Origin of the sequence: Pseudomonas mohnii, assembly GCF_900105115.1 — a bacterium.
Taxonomy (GTDB): domain Bacteria; phylum Pseudomonadota; class Gammaproteobacteria; order Pseudomonadales; family Pseudomonadaceae; genus Aquipseudomonas; species Aquipseudomonas mohnii.
Genome location: NZ_FNRV01000001.1, coordinates 5,767,852 through 5,783,004 on the forward strand (window position 1 = coordinate 5,767,852; position 15,153 = coordinate 5,783,004).

14 protein-coding genes and 1 pseudogene are annotated in these 15,153 nt (G+C 60.8%); 2 read left to right on the top strand and 13 right to left on the bottom strand.

Features of this window, described 5'->3' with window-relative positions; all coding sequences use genetic code 11:
- Positions 1-5: 5 nt before the first annotated feature.
- From BLV61_RS26990 to ribBA, 3 genes and pseudogenes are all read right to left on the bottom strand, one after another.
- Entirely contained in the window at positions 6-938 is a 933-nt protein-coding gene (locus BLV61_RS26990; protein ID WP_047527865.1) for an ABC transporter permease, read from the bottom strand.
- Positions 935-1,959, bottom strand: a pseudogene (locus tag BLV61_RS26995) (ABC transporter substrate-binding protein). The gene BLV61_RS26990 and the pseudogene BLV61_RS26995 overlap by 4 nt, the downstream one beginning before the upstream one ends.
- 308 nt (positions 1,960-2,267) lie before the next feature.
- Positions 2,268-3,377 carry a bifunctional 3,4-dihydroxy-2-butanone-4-phosphate synthase/GTP cyclohydrolase II gene (gene ribBA / locus BLV61_RS27000; protein ID WP_047527868.1) on the bottom strand — a complete coding sequence of 370 codons (1,110 nt, stop codon included), beginning with the start codon at positions 3,375-3,377 and terminating at the stop codon, positions 2,268-2,270.
- Between the two features lie 71 nt (positions 3,378-3,448).
- On the opposite strand from ribBA, the gene BLV61_RS27005 reads away from it, so the two are divergent.
- A complete protein-coding gene (locus BLV61_RS27005) occupies positions 3,449-3,745 on the top strand; it encodes a DUF1330 domain-containing protein (RefSeq protein WP_047527870.1) in 297 nt (98 codons plus the stop codon).
- Positions 3,746-3,933: 188 nt separating this feature from the next.
- Here the strand turns inward: BLV61_RS27005 and BLV61_RS27010 are convergent.
- The 9 genes from BLV61_RS27010 to BLV61_RS27055 form a co-directional block, all read right to left on the bottom strand.
- Positions 3,934-5,471, bottom strand: a protein-coding gene (locus tag BLV61_RS27010; protein WP_090463090.1) for an IS3 family transposase whose coding sequence is annotated in 2 segments (ribosomal slippage) — positions 3,934-5,021 and positions 5,021-5,471 — 1,539 coding nt in all. Because the reading frame shifts where the segments join, the coding sequence is not laid out codon by codon here.
- 898 nt (positions 5,472-6,369) lie between these two features.
- Complete coding sequence (locus tag BLV61_RS27020) at positions 6,370-6,933, bottom strand: NUDIX hydrolase (protein ID WP_047527872.1); 564 nt, start codon at positions 6,931-6,933, stop codon at positions 6,370-6,372.
- Between the two features lie 2 nt (positions 6,934-6,935).
- Positions 6,936-7,688, bottom strand: a complete 753-nt coding sequence (locus BLV61_RS27025) for a GntR family transcriptional regulator (protein WP_046817510.1) — start codon at positions 7,686-7,688, stop codon at positions 6,936-6,938.
- 88 nt (positions 7,689-7,776) lie between these two features.
- Positions 7,777-8,166, bottom strand: a complete 390-nt coding sequence (locus BLV61_RS27030; protein WP_047527877.1) for a carboxymuconolactone decarboxylase family protein — start codon at positions 8,164-8,166, stop codon at positions 7,777-7,779.
- An 81-nt stretch (positions 8,167-8,247) separates the two neighbouring features.
- Entirely contained in the window at positions 8,248-9,699 is a 1,452-nt protein-coding gene (locus BLV61_RS27035; protein ID WP_047527878.1) for an NAD-dependent succinate-semialdehyde dehydrogenase, read from the bottom strand.
- A gap of 168 nt (positions 9,700-9,867) precedes the next feature.
- Positions 9,868-10,353: a flavin reductase family protein gene (locus tag BLV61_RS27040; RefSeq protein ID WP_047527880.1), complete on the bottom strand. Its 486-nt coding sequence runs from the start codon at positions 10,351-10,353 to the stop codon at positions 9,868-9,870.
- A gap of 12 nt (positions 10,354-10,365) precedes the next feature.
- Positions 10,366-11,847 (bottom strand): aldehyde dehydrogenase, encoded by a 1,482-nt coding sequence (locus BLV61_RS27045; protein WP_047527882.1) that lies wholly within the window; start codon positions 11,845-11,847, stop codon positions 10,366-10,368.
- Positions 11,844-12,677: an alpha/beta fold hydrolase gene (locus BLV61_RS27050; RefSeq protein ID WP_047527883.1), complete on the bottom strand. Its 834-nt coding sequence runs from the start codon at positions 12,675-12,677 to the stop codon at positions 11,844-11,846. The genes BLV61_RS27045 and BLV61_RS27050 overlap by 4 nt, the downstream gene beginning before the upstream one ends.
- Before the next feature lie 42 nt (positions 12,678-12,719).
- Positions 12,720-13,310 carry an amino acid synthesis family protein gene (locus tag BLV61_RS27055; RefSeq protein ID WP_047527885.1) on the bottom strand — a complete coding sequence of 197 codons (591 nt, stop codon included), beginning with the start codon at positions 13,308-13,310 and terminating at the stop codon, positions 12,720-12,722.
- A gap of 232 nt (positions 13,311-13,542) precedes the next feature.
- On the opposite strand from BLV61_RS27055, the gene BLV61_RS27060 reads away from it, so the two are divergent.
- The gene (locus BLV61_RS27060; RefSeq protein ID WP_047527890.1) at positions 13,543-14,277 is read left to right on the top strand and encodes a DUF72 domain-containing protein; all 735 of its coding nucleotides are present in this window, start codon (positions 13,543-13,545) and stop codon (positions 14,275-14,277) included.
- Positions 14,278-14,328: 51 nt separating this feature from the next.
- Here BLV61_RS27060 and BLV61_RS27065 read toward each other — a convergent pair whose 3' ends face one another.
- Complete coding sequence (locus BLV61_RS27065; RefSeq protein WP_047527893.1) at positions 14,329-14,802, bottom strand: hemerythrin domain-containing protein; 474 nt, start codon at positions 14,800-14,802, stop codon at positions 14,329-14,331.
- Positions 14,803-15,153: the final 351 nt, after the last annotated feature.

Below are 15,153 nucleotides of genomic sequence, written 5' to 3' on the forward strand. Positions count from 1 at the left end.
ACGGCTTACCTCGCGTTACTGGCGCCAACCGGGGATTCCGGCTGAAGCTTCAGGTAGAAGTAGAACAGCACCAGCGTAATCACGATCAGCAACGCGGCGCCGGCGCTCGCCAGGCCCCAGTTGAGGAACGACTGCACCTGCTGAATGATGAACTCGGGCAGCATCATGTTCTGCGCACCGCCCAACAGGGCCGGGGTGACGTAGTAACCCAGCGACATCACGAACACCATCAGGCCCCCGGAGAACAGGCCCGGCCGGCACAGCGGCAGGAACACCCGGAAGAAGTTGGTCCACGGGCTGGCACCGCAGATCGAACCGGCCTGCAGGATCATTGGGTCGATCGCCTGCATGGTCGCCTGCAGCGGCAGCACGATGAACGGGATCATGATGTAGCTCATGCCGATCACCACGCCGGTCAGGTTGTGCACCATTTCCAGGGGCTGGTCGATGATGCCCATGGCCATCAGCGCCTTGTTGATCACCCCGGAAGCTTGCAGCAGCACCAGCCAGGAGTAGGTGCGGGCGAGGAGGCTGGTCCACATCGACAGCAGCACGATGTTGAGAATCCAGCGACCCCAGCCGCGCGGTACCAGGGTGATCGCCCAGGCCAGCGGGAAGCCCAGCAACAGGCTGAACAGCGTGACCAGGCCGGCCACCGAGAAGGTGTTGAGCAACACCCGGGCGTACGCCGAGTTGGCGAACAACTGTTCGTAATTGCCCAGGCCCGGCACCGGTTCAAGCACCCCGCGCAACAGCAGGCCAATCAACGGCGCGAGAAAGAACAGGCCAAGGAACAACAGCGCGGGGATCAGGTTGCTTGCACCACGCCAGCGCTGCGCCAGGGTCGGGGATTGCGTCATCGCAGCGGCCTTGCCGGCAGCGCCGGAGGCGCTCCCGACGGGCGTGGATGGACGGGACGCGGTTACCGTCATTTTCATTTGACCAGCCATTCGTTCCACCGTGTCGCGATGGCCGGACCGTTCTTGGCCCAGTACGCGAAATCAAGAGTGATCTGATCCTTAACGTAGGCCGTCGGCAGGTTAGGGGCGAGCACCGAGTCCAGGCGCGCCACGCTGTCGACGTTGACCGGGGCGTAGGCGGTCAGGTTGGAGAAGTCGGCCTGGCCCTTGGCACTGCTGGCGTTGGCCAGGAACTTCATCGCCGCGTCCTTGTTTTTCGAACCTTTTGGGATGACCAGGATGTCGGCCATGACCAGGTTCTGCTTCCAGCTTACGCCCACCGGGGCGCCGTCTTCCTGCAGGGCGTGAATCCGGCCGTTCCAGAACTGACCCATGCTCGCTTCACCGGAGGCCAGCAACTGTTGCGACTGCGCGCCACCGCCCCACCAGACGATGTCTTTCTTGATGGTGTCGAGTTTCTTGAAGGCGCGATCCAGGTCCAGCGGGTAGAGCTTGTCGGCCGGCACGCCGTCGGCCAGCAGTGCCAGTTCCAGCACGCCTGGGCTTGGCCATTTGTAGAGGGCGCGTTTGCCGGGGTAGGTCTTGGTGTCGAACAGCGCGGACCAGTCCTGGGGTTTGGCGGCGCCGAGCTTGCCTTCGTTGTAGCCGAGGACGAAGGAGAAGAAGAACGAGCCCACACCGTGATCGGAGACGAACCGCGGGTCGATCTTGGTGCGATCGATGACTTTGAAATCGAGGGTTCGAGCAGGCCCTCAGAGGCGGCGCGCAAGGCGAAGTCAGCTTCGACATCGACCACGTCCCATTGCACGTTGCCGCTTTCGACCATGGCTTTGAGCTTGCCGTAGTCGGTCGGGCCATCCTGGACCACCGTGATGCCGCTGGCCTTGCTGAACGGGTCGGCCCAGGCCTGCTTCTGCGCGTCCTGGGTGCTGCCGCCCCAGCTGACGAAGTTGACGCTTTCAGCCGCCATTGCCACGTGACTGGCCGTGGCCAGCAAACCCGCGAACAGTACTGCGGTTGCACGTTTGTTCAACACCATTTTCACGCCCTCATTTGTTGTGTTTTTGAGCGGGCTTTGTATTGCCCGCCTATCGGGAGCAGTAGGTCCATCTGGCCTCTAAAGGCGACCGTGCCAAGGGCTGTTATTGGTGCTTTCCCTGCCGGGCGCACTTGGCTAAATCGTTCGGTCTATGGAATATCATATTATGGTATTCCAAACTTTGTGCAAGCATTTTGCCTTACCGGCTATCTGCCGAATCGGTTTTATTTGGAAAACTTCGGTGCCTCTGATCGCCACAATTCCATGGGGGAGCGAGCTTGCTCCCACCGGGGCAAATTCCGCTCGGATCACTGGGTAAACGCAATACTCTCCACCACCTCCAGGTCGTACCCGGTCAAACCGGCGTATTTCAGCGGTGGCCCCAAGTGCCGCAGTTTGCCCACACCCAGGTTCTGCAAGATCTGCGCCCCGGTGCCGACTTCCGAATAGATCCGTGACTGCGAACGGCTGAACTGCCGTGGCGGTTGGGTCAATTGTGGTACGCGCTCCAGCAACGCTTGCGAGGATTCGTGATTGGCCAACACCACGACCACGCCACATCCTTCTTCAGCCACTCGCTGTAACGCCGCCCACAACGTCCAGTTGGACGGCCCGCTGTACTCGGCGCCGACCAGGTCGCGCAACGGGTCGATCACATGCACGCGCACCAGCGTCGGTTGTTCGCGACGCACGTCACCCATGACCATTGCCATGTGCACACCGCCTTCGATGCGATCCTCAAAGGTGATCAGACGGAAGGTGCCATGCACCGTTGGCAGCTCGCGCTCGCCGATGCGTACGACCGTGTGCTCGGTACTTAAACGATAGTGGATCAAATCGGCGATGGTGCCGATCTTGATCCCGTGTTTGCGCGCGAACACTTCCAGATCCGGGCGACGGGCCATGGTGCCGTCGTCGTTCATGACTTCAACGATCACCGAGGCCGGTGTGAAACCGGCCAGGCGTGCCAGGTCGCAACCGGCCTCGGTATGCCCGGCGCGGGTCAGGACGCCGCCTTCCCGGGCGCGCAACGGGAAGATGTGCCCCGGCTGCACGATATCGGCGGCACTCGCGCCTTGGGCGACGGCAGCGGCGACGGTACGCGCCCGATCAGCGGCGGAGATGCCGGTGGTCACGCCGACGGCGGCTTCAATCGACACGGTGAACGCCGTGCTGAACACGCTGCCATTGCTCGGCACCATCTGTTCCAGGCCAAGGCGCTGGCAGTGCTCGTCGGTCAGGGTCAGACAGATCAGCCCGCGTGCTTCCCGGGCCATGAAGCTGATGGCTTCGGCGCTGCAACGGTCGGCGGCGAGCAACAGGTCGCCTTCGTTTTCCCGGTCTTCGTCGTCAACCAGGAGCACCATCTTGCCTTGGCGGTAGTCTTCGATGATTTCTTCGATGCTGTTGAAGGCCATGTGAGGATTCTCGGTGTTTGTTGGAAATATTTTGTGGTATACCATAATACAAAACAACCGGAGAGGTCACTATGAAGGCGTACTGGATTGCTCACGTGGATATCACCGATCCCGTTCAATACAGCCAATACACCCAGCGGGCGCCGAAGGCGTTTGCCGAATACGGCGGACGGATATTGGCGCGTGGTGGGCGCAGCGAGGCGATGGAAGGGCGGCCGACACCGCAACGCAGCGTGGTGATCGAGTTCGATTCCTATGACCAGGCGGTGGCCTGTTATCGGTCGGATCTTTATCAGGAGGCCAGGGGGCACCGCGAGGGTGTGGCTCGGGCTGAGGTGATTATTGTCGAGGGGGTGGTGCCGGTTTGAGGGGTGGTCCCCGGATCGACTGTAGGAGCTTGCCAGCGGCGGCGGCCTGACAGCCGACCTGTGTGTGGTTGACTGGGTACATATCCGTTGCTGCGGTAGTGGCGGCTGGCGGTTTCGCCCTTACGGCGACTTACTTTTTTTTCAAACCGGTACGTGTCAAGGTAACTGTCGCCTTAGTCCTACAGTTGTTAGCCCGTTGCGTCCTTAATTTCAGGGCGCTCTGGGTTTAAATACACCGCATCTGCCAGCTTCCAGTTGCGTGTTCGAGTGCTCCAGCGGCTCGGATTAACCTCCCTGGCATCCTCATAAAGCACTGTCCTAGCTTGTAATAGAGCCGTTGCTTTGCCTTCGTGCCGCTCGTTTGGCGTCACGTATTTCAGGGCACTGTGGCGGTGATCTTCGTTGTACCACTCGATAAATTTCTGCACCCAAAGCCTTGCCTCAGTAACCGTATCAAATGGTTGATCCGGCCAGAGGGGGCAGTACTTTGCGGTACGGAAAAGTGCTTCGGCGTAAGCGTTGTCATTGCTCACCCTTGGTCGACTAAAGGATGGCTCGACGCCCAGGGCAATCATGCTTTCGCGTAACAAGGAACCTCTCATGACGTGGCCGTTATCCGAGTGCAGGACCAACGGACGACCCGCTGTATGTTCACGCAAGCATCCCTTTCTAAGCAGCTCACACGCGTGTTCGGCACATTCCACCTCATGCACTTCATTGGCTACCAGCTTGCGGCTGTAGACATCCTTGACCATGTACCAATAGAAAAAACGACCTCTGACAGTGCTGGGCAGCCAAGTGATATCCCAGCACCAAACCTGATTGGGAGCGTCTGCGCGATGCGTTGTCAGCACCCTGCGTTTCGGGGCTTTGGCTCGGCCGCGACGCACGTTTTGATTAGCGGCTTTTAACACACGGTAAAACGTCGACTCCGAAGCCAGGTAGATACCTTCATCAGCCAGTTTTGGAACGATTTGGTGCGGGGTGAGGCTGGCGTAGCCAGCCTGATTGGCAGCATCAAGCACCGCTTGGCGCTCTGTATCACTGAGCTTGTTGGCCGGAGCTGCCCGTTGAGCTAACAGTCGTCCATCACAGTCCGCGTGTCGCCAGCGTTGAACTGTTCGCAGGCTCAGCCCCAGTTCATTACAGGCTTGATATCGGCGAGCACCATTGAGCACCGCGTCCGCAATCAACTTCATGGCTTGCGTACGATCAGAGGCGTTGATCAGTCTTCCTTGTCCTTGCCCCAGATCGCATTGGCTTTTTTTCTGAGTTCCAGCAAAGCCACCGCCTCCGCACGTCCGGCGTCAGACTGTATCAATTGACGCTCAAGTATTTTGATACGCCGTTGCTCGGCCGTCTTAGAGGTTCGGGAGTTGAGATCAACGACCGGATTGGCGTTTTGGCATGCCAGTCGCCACTGCTGGATTTGCTCAGGGTAAATGCCTTTAATTCGGCAATACTGAGAGATCTCCACCTCGCTCAACGGCCCGGTTTCCATGACAGCATTGAATTTATCGGCGCTAGACCATTGGTCGCTGGTCTTGCCGTTTCCCGGCACGATCAAGCCTTTATCTCTAGCCATTTGTCTCCAATTTCGCAGTGACTGTGGTGTGAGATTGAGCGCAACGGCAAGTTCTGCCACTGATCGATTGAGGGGCGGCATCATTTGCAAAACGACCCAGTCTTTGAAGTCGTTGTCGTAGCGTTTACCTAACTTGGACATTGTTATGCACCTTCGCCCTCTTGAATGAACGAGTCAATCAACAAGGGCGACAGGTAGCCTGACACGGAGGGAAACGCCAAAAAAAAGATAAGCAAAAAAAGGCTCGCCCCGAGCGTCCGGCCCCTCGCTTGGGCTCGGCGTTCCTTCACTCCGGTATCCATCCGGGGACACTGCCCTCCGGTCTGCTTCGCGACGACCTGCATGCAGCGTGTTCGACTGCGTCGAACGGCGCTGCGCGCCACTCCCCGGATGCACACCTCCACTCAGCCTACCGAAGGGGCGGGTGGATCAAGATCAAAAGCTGCAGGCGAGCTAACGCTCGCCCTGATGAGTGGTTAAGAGCAGGGTGGCGCGCCTTGCTTTTCCGTAGGAGCGAGCCTGCTCGCGATGGACTTGAGAACACCGCGGGGTGTCAGACTCCCCCGCGTTTTCGTTGACGACCATCGTCGGAACGCCGCTGTGCTTTTCTGTAGGAGCGAGCCTGCTCGCGATGGACTTGAGAACACCGCGAGGTGTCAGACTCCCCCGCATTTTCGTTGACGACCATCGTCGGAACGCCGCTGTGCTTTTCTGTAGGAGCGAGCCTGCTCGCGATGGACTTGAGAACACCGCGGGGTGCCAGACTCCCCAGCGTTATCGTTGACGACCATCGTCGGAACGCCGCTGTGCTTTTCTGTGGGAGCGAGCCTGCTCGCGATGGACTTGAGAACACCGCGAGGTGTCAGACTCCCCCGCGTTTTCGTTGACGACCATCGTCGGAACGCCGCTGTGCTTTTCTGTGGGAGCGAGCCTGCTCGCGATGGACTTGAGAACACTGCGGGGTGTCAGACTCCCCCGCGTTTTCGTTGACGACCATCGTCGGAACGCCGCCCGGAGCAGGCTCGCTCCTACAAGGGCGCTAGCGAATGAAGTGAATCTTGCCGGTATCGTCGTTGCCGATGTAGATGCCATAGACCCCGGCCTGCCGCTCTTCGATGTAGCGCTCGAGAATTTGCCGGATCGCCGGGTAATAGATGCTGTCCCAGGGAATGTCCTCGGGCGCGAAGAATTTGTAGTCGAGGGTTTCCGGCCCGTACTGGCCGGTGATTTCCAGGGCGATGGCGCGGAAGATGATGTACACCTCGCTGATCTTCGGCACGCTGAAGATCGAGTACGGCGAGAGGATTTCCGCGCGTACGCCGCTTTCTTCCCAGACTTCGCGCAAGGCCGCCTGCTCGGTGGTTTCGCCGGTTTCCATGAAGCCCGCCGGCAGCGTCCAGGTGCCCGGACGCGGCGGAATGGCGCGCTGGCATAGCAGGTACTTGCCGTCCTGCTCGATGATGCAGCCGGCGATGATTTTCGGATTGACGTAGTGGATGTAGCCGCAGCCGCGGCACATCAGGCGCTCGTGCGTATCGCCCGGCGGCAGCTGTTGACCCAGGTCAGGGCTGCCACACTTCGGACAAAAGCTCGGGCTGAACATGATCAACGACCTATGCGGGGTTCTTTGAGGGCGATGGGTTGGGTGATCTCGGGGATTGCCCCGGTCTCTTCCTGCTTGCGCTTGAGGTAGTCGAGGGCCACGGTGGCGGCGGCGCGGACGTGGTCGACGCAGGCCTGGTGAGCGGCCAGCGGATCACCGCTCTTGATCGCCTCGACCATGCGTTCCATTTCCTGGTTACTGGCGCCACGACGGTTCTGCTGCGACACCGAGGTGGCACGCAAGTAGCTGATGCGCGCCTGCAACTGGCGCAACTGCGTGGCCGCGACATGGTTGCCGGAGCCTTCGAGCAACACGTCGTAGAAGCCTTGCACGGAGTCGATGACCTGTTGCAGCTCACCTTCCTTCAGGGCCTGGCGGTTTTCTTCCAGGGCTTTTTCCAGGGCCTTGATGTCCTTGGCCTTGGCACGCAGGGTGAACAACTGGACGATCAGGCCTTCGAGCACGCAACGCAGTTCGTAGATATCGACCGCGTCGGCCAGGGTGATGATCGCCACCCGTGGGCCCTTGGCGTCGGCGAATTCCACCAGGCCTTCGGATTCCAGGTGGCGCAGGGCTTCGCGCACGGAGGTACGGCTGACGCCCAGGCGATCGCACAGATCGCGTTCGACCAGACGGTCTCCCGGCAGAAGCTGGAAGTTCATGATGGCGCTTCGCAATTTATCCAGCACGATTTCGCGCAGGGTAACGGGGTTGCGATTGACCTTGAAGCTGTCGTCGAGTGGCAGGCGTTTCATGGGGTCCGCTCTGATTGTGGCTGTCCATGCAAAAAAAGCACTTCGATTGCAGCAATCTCCGTGCTCGTCAGATCAAACAGCCAAGGGGTTAACTGGAGGCCTCGGCATCGGCTTCGGCGAAGGCTTCTCGGGCGAGCCGGAAACTGTCGACGGCGGCGGGAACACCACAATATATGCCGACCTGAAGCAGAATTTCGCGTATTTGCTCACGACTCAAGCCGTTACGCAAGGCGCCGCGCACATGCAGCTTGAGTTCGTGAGGCCGGTTGAGCGCCGAGATCATCGCCAGGTTGATCATGCTGCGCTCCTTGAGGGACAAGCCCTCGCGCCCCCAGACGTGACCCCAGCAGTATTCGGTGACCATTTCCTGCAGAGGGCGGGTGAAGTCGTCGGCGTTCTCGATGGAGCGATTGACATAGGCTTCGCCCAGCACCTGGGTACGGATCTGCAAGCCTTTCTCGTACTTCTCGTTGCTCATTGCATGTGTCTCCTGTGGCGCTCAGATCTCGAGGCTGTGCTGTTGGCCGCAGCGCGGCTCCTGCCGTTTGGCCAAACTGACTTAGAGCCCACCCATCAGGGTGTATTTAAGTTCAAGGTAGTCCTCGATGCCGTACTTGGAGCCTTCACGGCCCAGGCCTGAGGACTTGATTCCGCCAAACGGCGCGACTTCGGTGGAAATCAGCCCTTCGTTGATCCCGACCATGCCGTATTCCAACGCTTCGCTCATGCGCCAGGCACGACCCAGATCGCGGGTGTAGCAGTAGGCGGCCAGGCCGAATTCGGTGTCGTTGGCCATGTGCACGGCCTCGGCTTCGCTGTCGAAGCGGAACACCGCCGCCAGCGGGCCGAAGGTTTCTTCCCGGGCGACTTTCATCTGCGTGGTGACGCCGGCCAGCACGGTCGGCTGGAAGAAGCCGTTGCCCAGCGCATGGCGTTCGCCGCCGCACAGCAGGCGCGCGCCCTGGGCCAGTGCGTCCTGTACGTGGTCTTCGACCTTGGCCACGGCGCGTTCGTTGATCAATGGACCCTGAGTGATGCCCGCCTCGAAACCGCTGCCAACCTTGAGCTGCGAAACCCGCTCGGCCAGCCGGGCGACAAAGGCGTCATGAATGCCGTCCTGCACCAGGAAGCGGTTGACGCAGACGCAGGTCTGCCCGGCATTGCGGAACTTGGCAATCAGCGCGCCTTCCACGGCACGCTCCAGGTCGGCATCGTCGAAGACGATGAACGGCGCGTTCCCGCCCAGTTCCAGCGAAACCTTTTTCAACGTCGGCGCGCACTGCGCCATCAGCAATTTGCCAATCGCCGTGGAGCCAGTGAACGACAGTTTGCGCACCCGGGGGCTGGCGGTCAGTTCGCCACCGATGGCAATGGCGTCGCCGGTGATCACGTTGAAGATGCCCGCAGGAATACCGGCCTGTTCGGCCAACGCGGCCATGGCCAGGGCCGAGAACGGCGTTTCCGGCGCTGGCTTGACGATGCACGGGCAGCCAGCGGCCAGTGCCGGGCCGGCCTTGCGGGTGATCATCGCCGCCGGGAAGTTCCACGGTGTAATGGCCGCGACCACGCCAATCGGTTCTTTGCTGACGACGATGCGTGCATCGCCCTTGTGGCTGGGAATGGTGTCGCCGTAGATGCGTTTGGCTTCTTCAGCGAACCACTCGATGAAGCTGGCGGCGTAGAGAATTTCACCCTTGGCTTCGGCCAATGGCTTGCCCTGTTCGAGGGTGAGGATTTCAGCGAGGGCGTCGGCGTTTTCCAGCATCAGGGCGTGCCAGCGCTTGAGTGTGTTGCTGCGTTCCTTGGCGGTCAGTGCACGCCAGGCCGGCCAGGCGTTGTTGGCGGCTTCGATGGCCAGGCGCGCATGCTCGGCACCGAGGTTCGGCACCCGACCGATGAGTTCACCGGTGGCCGGGTTGAAGATGTCCTGTTGCGCGCCGTCGGGTGCATCCAGCCATTGGCCGTTGATGTACGCCTGCTGGCGGAACAGTGATGAGGCTGCTGGGCTCATGCCGGCTCCTGACAAAATTAAAAGATCTGCGCGGCCCCTTGTAGGAGCGAGCCTGCTCGCGAAAAACCCGAGAACGCCAAGGGCTGTCAGGCAGCACGCGTTATCGTTCACGACCATCGTCGGAGCGCCGCCCGGAGCGGGCTCGCTCCTACAGGGGGGTGTGAACCATCAGCCCAGCGCGGGCAGCGGCCCCAGTTTGCCTTTGTGGTAGACCATCGGCGTCACCGGTTGCGCGGGCAAAATGAGGTTCTTCACTGCGCCGACGATGATGGCGTGATCGCCGCCGTCGTATTCACGCCACAGTTCGCACTCGATGATTGCCGTGGCCTTGGCCAGCAACGGGTTGCCGAGTTCGCTCAGGTGCCAGTCGATGCCTTTGGCCTTGTCCTTGCCTTTGCCGGCAAAGGCATAGGCTTCGGCGGTCTGGTCGGCGGACAGCAAGTGAATCGCGAATTGCTTGCTGTCGCGCAGCACCGGGTAGGTGTCCGAGGCGTAGTTGGGGCAGAACAGCACCAGCGCCGGATCGATCGACAGCGCACTGAATGCGCTGGCGGTGATGCCGACGATGCCGCCGTCGGGGTCCAGGGTGGTGACCACCGTGACGCCGGACGGAAACGAACTCATGACGTCTTTGTAAATGCCGGGTTCGATCATTTCTCTGGACTCCTAGCGCATCACGAACGGATCAGGCATTGGCGCCTGGGACAGGTTGATCCACACCGTTTTCAGCTCGGTGTAGGCCAGCACCGAATCGATGCCGCTTTCGCGTCCATAGCCACTGTTCTTGAACCCGCCGATCGGCGCCATGGCCGAGACCGCGCGGTAGGTGTTGACCCAGATGATCCCCGAACGCACGTCACGGGCCAGGCGATGGGCACGGCCCAGGTCGCGAGTCCAGATGCCGGCGGCGAGGCCGAACTGCGAGTCGTTGGCGATCGCCAGGGCTTCGGCTTCGTCCTTGAAACGGATGACCGAAGCCACCGGGCCAAAGACTTCTTCCTGCATGATCTTCATCGAGTTGCGGTCGCATTCGAACAAGGTCGGCTCATAGAACCAGCCCTCGCCGAGATTCTGCGGACGCTTGCCGCCCAGGCGCAGCTTTGCACCTTCGGCAATGGCATCGGCGACCAGGCCTTCAACCACCGCCAGTTGCTGCGCCGTGGCCATCGGGCCCATTTCGCTGCTGTCTTCCTGCGGGTTGCCGATGCGGATGCGCTGGGCGCGCTCCACCAGGCGACCCACGAACTCGTCGTAGATGTCGTCCTGCACCAACAGGCGCGAACCCGATACGCAGCTCTGCCCGGAGGCGGCGTAGATCCCGGCGATGGCGCCGTTGATCGCGCTGTCGAGGTCGGCGTCGGCGAAAATGATGTTCGGTGATTTGCCGCCCAGTTCCAGGGACAGCTTGGCGAAGTTTTCGGCGCTGCTGCGCACCACATGCCGCGCCGTCGCCGCACCGCCAGTGAAGGCGATTTTGCGGATCAGCGGATGGCGGGTGAGGGCGGCGCCGGTGCTTGGGCCATAACCGGTGACGACGTTGACCACGCCCGGCGGAATCCCGGCTTCGAGGGCCAGGCGCGCCAGCTCCAGAATGGTCGCCGAGGCATGTTCGGACGGTTTGATCACGATGGTGTTGCCCGCCGCCAGTGCCGGGGCGAGTTTGATCGCGGTCAGGTACAGCGGGCTGTTCCACGGGATGATCGCGGCGACCACGCCCATGGCTTCATGCACGGTGTAGGCAAACAGGTCCGGCTTGTCCAGCGGCAGGGTGCCGCCTTCAAGCTTGTCGGCCAGGCCTGCGGTGTAATGGAAGAACTCCGGCAGATAGCCGACCTGACCGCGGGTTTCGCGGATCAGCTTGCCGTTGTCGCGGCTTTCCAGCTGCGCCAGTTGTTCCTTGTTTTCGGCGATCAAGTCGCCCAGGCGCCGCAGCAGTTTGCCGCGGGCGGTGGCGGTCAGGCCACGCCAGGCCGGGCTGTCGAAAGCGCTCTGCGCGGCCTGCACGGCGCGCTCGACGTCGGCTTCGTCGGCATCGGGCAGTTCGGCCCAGGGTTCGGCCAGGGCCGGGTTCAGGCTTTCGAAGGTCTTGCCGGACAGGGCATCGACCCATTCACCGCCGATGCACATCTGGAAGCGTGCGAGTGTCATGCAACGATCCCCTTGATTTGGTTTGGTCGGGAGTGCGCTTTATCGAGAAACTCCAGCAACAGCTGGTTGACCAGGCGCGGCGATTCTACGGGCATCATATGCCGCTGCTCGGCGAGGACGGCAACTGCCGCGCCGGGAATGCGCTCGGCCAGTTGCCGGGCCATTTCCGGCGTCGACCCCGGGTCCAGTTCTCCGGTGGCGATCAGGGTCGGCACCTGGATGCCGGGCAGGTCCTCGGCGCGGTACATGTCCTGGGTTGCAAACAGCTCATAGGTGGTCAGGTAGCCCTGGGGGTCATTGCCTGCCAGCGTCTGGCGGATCGCGGCGATCTGCGCCGGATTGGCCGCCTGGTATTCGCGGCTGAACCAGCGCGACAACGCCGCTTCGGCGTTGGCGTCCGGTCCATGCTCGGCGGCCTGGCTGGTGCGGGCGATCACACCGGCGCGCTGTTCGGCGCTACGGTTGAACACGCTGTTGAGCACCACCAGGCTTTGCAAGCGTTGCGGGTAATGCAGGGCGAAGGCCCGTGCCACCAGCCCGCCCATGGAAAAACCGATCACCGCCGCCTTGGGCAATTGCAGGTGATCGAGCAGCTCCAGCAACTGGTCGGCGTAGCCGAGCAGGGGCGTGCCGCTTTCCGGGCGCGGGCTGGCCCCATGACCGAGCATGTCGTAGGCGATGACCCGGTACTGGGAGGCCAGGCCAACGATCTGGCCGCCCCACATTTCTTTATTCAGGCCCACGCCGTGGATCAAGACCACGGGCTGGCCTTGGCCGGTCGCCAGGTAACTGGTTCCAGCCGGGGTGGTTTCAGCGGTGAGCCGAATCATGGAGCGCTCCTGCAAACCTTCTTGTTGTAGTGACCGACCGTCTTACTGGGCTTTTTCAGCCGCCAGTTCTTCCAGGTCGATGTAACGGTTGCCGATGCGTGGGTGCAGGCGGCCGCCATCGGCGCAACCCAGGACGACGACTATTTCGTCGGCACGCGGCGCGTCTTCGATCTGCATTTCCAGGGTGATGTAGTGCGAACGCAGGCCTTCATCGTCCTTGTGCATCATCGGGATCTGGATCGAGGTGCCCGGGCCGCCGCGCTTGTTGGTGAAGCTCAGGTAGCTCTTGGCTTTCACGGCTTCGCGGTAATGGTTGCCGAAGCGCAGGGTGTGGATCACGGCCGAGGCGTGTTCGATTTCGCCATCGGCGCCGACCACGGCAGCCTTGCCGTAGGCTTCGATCTTCTCGGCACCGCCGATGAGGCCCACCAGGCGTTCAACCATCATGGCGCCAAGGTCGGAGCAGTTGGCGCGGATTTGCGGTTTCAGGTCTTCGACAAAGCCGTTGCCCACCCAAGGGTTTTTCATCACCACGGCCAGCCCGACCATGGTCACAGGCTTATCACTGGCCTTGCCGCCTTCGATAAAGGTTTCTTCGATGTAGCTGACGATCTTGCGGATTTCAAAACTCATGAGCGGCTCCATTTCAGAGTGAAAAGTGTCTGTGCGTCTGATGGTATACCATAATACCGTTAGCGCAAGACCCTGAATGGAGTTTCTGGTCGGAAGGTGCGCAAACCCGCCAGCCATTGATCGGATGCCGGTCTTGAACAGTTGAAAAAGGGAACTGCGGTGCGCCGGCCATGCCTTTACCGTAGGGATCCAGCCAATCGGGCTCGACAAGGCATACAGGCAAGGTGCGCTATTGAACGCTCAGCGGTTTTACGTGGGCTGCGCTGGCTGGAATCTGGGCCGCGAGCATTTGTCGGCGTTCCCCACCGAGGGCACGCACTTGCAATGCTATGCAGCGATTTTGGGCAGCGTTGAAATCAACAGCTCGTTTTATCGCCCCCATCGTCAACAGACTTACGTTCGCTGGGCCGATTCGGTGCCAGCCGACTTTCGCTTTTGCGTGAAGATGCCCAAGCGGATTTCCCACGTCCGGCGTTTGCAACACTGCGAGCAGGAACTCGATGAATTTCTGGGGCAATGCTCCGGGTTGGGCGATCGTCTGGGTTGCCTGTTACTGCAACTACCACCGTCACTGGCGTTTGCAGAACCGTTTGCCGAGGCATTTTTTGTCGCTTTGAGGCAGCGGTTTTTCGGGGATGTGGTATTGGAGCCGCGTCATGAATCCTGGGCCGATGCCGAGCCACTGCTGGTGCGCCATCGCATTACCCAAGCGGTGGTGGATCCGTCGCGTATCAGCGGTGATGGCGCTCCGAGAGGATGGCAGGGACTTCAATACTGGCGGCTTCATGGTTCGCCACGCATTTACTACAGCGCCTATGAACGAAGCTGCCTTGAACACCTGGCGGTCGAGCTCCAGGCCGCCACCGGCGCTGGGCAAGCGACCTGGTGCATCTTTGACAACACCGCCAGCGGCGCTGCGCTGGGCAATGCCTTGACACTGGCAGCGTCCTTGCGCGGCGAAGCCTGAGCGCGGAGTCGAAGGACCCGCGTCAGGCTTCAATGTATTGCCGGTCAGTGATCAGGCCGCCATGCCGTCGCCGAGCGACTTCTTATAAGAAGCCTTCATCGACTCCATTTGTGCCCCCAGTTCATCCAGTTGCTCTTTGCCCAACAGTTTTTTGGCCTGAGGAAACATCTCCGTTTCTTCTTCTTCGATGTGATGCTCAAGCAACTCCTTGACCACCTTGGCGCGTCCGGAAAACTCCACGCTGGCCGGGTCTGTGGCCTTCAGGTCAGGCAGCACCAGGGAGTCGACCGTGCGGTGCTCTTCCTTCGCCTCGTAGTACATTTTTTCCTGTTCTTTACCGCCGGCTTTTTTGTAGGCCGGGTAGAGAATTTCTTCTTCAAGCTTGGTGTGAAGGGTGATCTCCATTTCCAGTTTGGCAATCAGCTCGGCGCGTTTTTTTACCGCCCGCTCGGTGGAGTCGTTCAGTTGGGTCAGGATAGTTTTTACTCGTTCATGGTCGGCTTTCAGAATGTCAATGGCGTTCATGGTTCAGCCTCTGCTGTCACGGGAAGTCAGGACCGGTCGTTGCCGGCAATCTCTGTGGTTGCCCCATGACAGGAGCATGAGCTGTGCCAATCTTGTCTTGTTAAAAATTCAAGCTATATCAATGGCTTGGAGATGTCGCTGGCGCAAAGCCTCATGCAGCTTGCCCGAGCGCCGTCGTGCCGGTATTGCAAATCGCGGATAGGGGCGCAGGCGCGAAGGTGTTGGCGCAGCATTCTGTATTGCCACCGGTCCATGGCCTGGGAAAGCCGATGGAATTTTTCGTGGCCGGCCAAATCTCCTGTTCAACGAGCAGCGTTTCGTTTAATCGCCACCTGATGTCAGGGGCAGTCG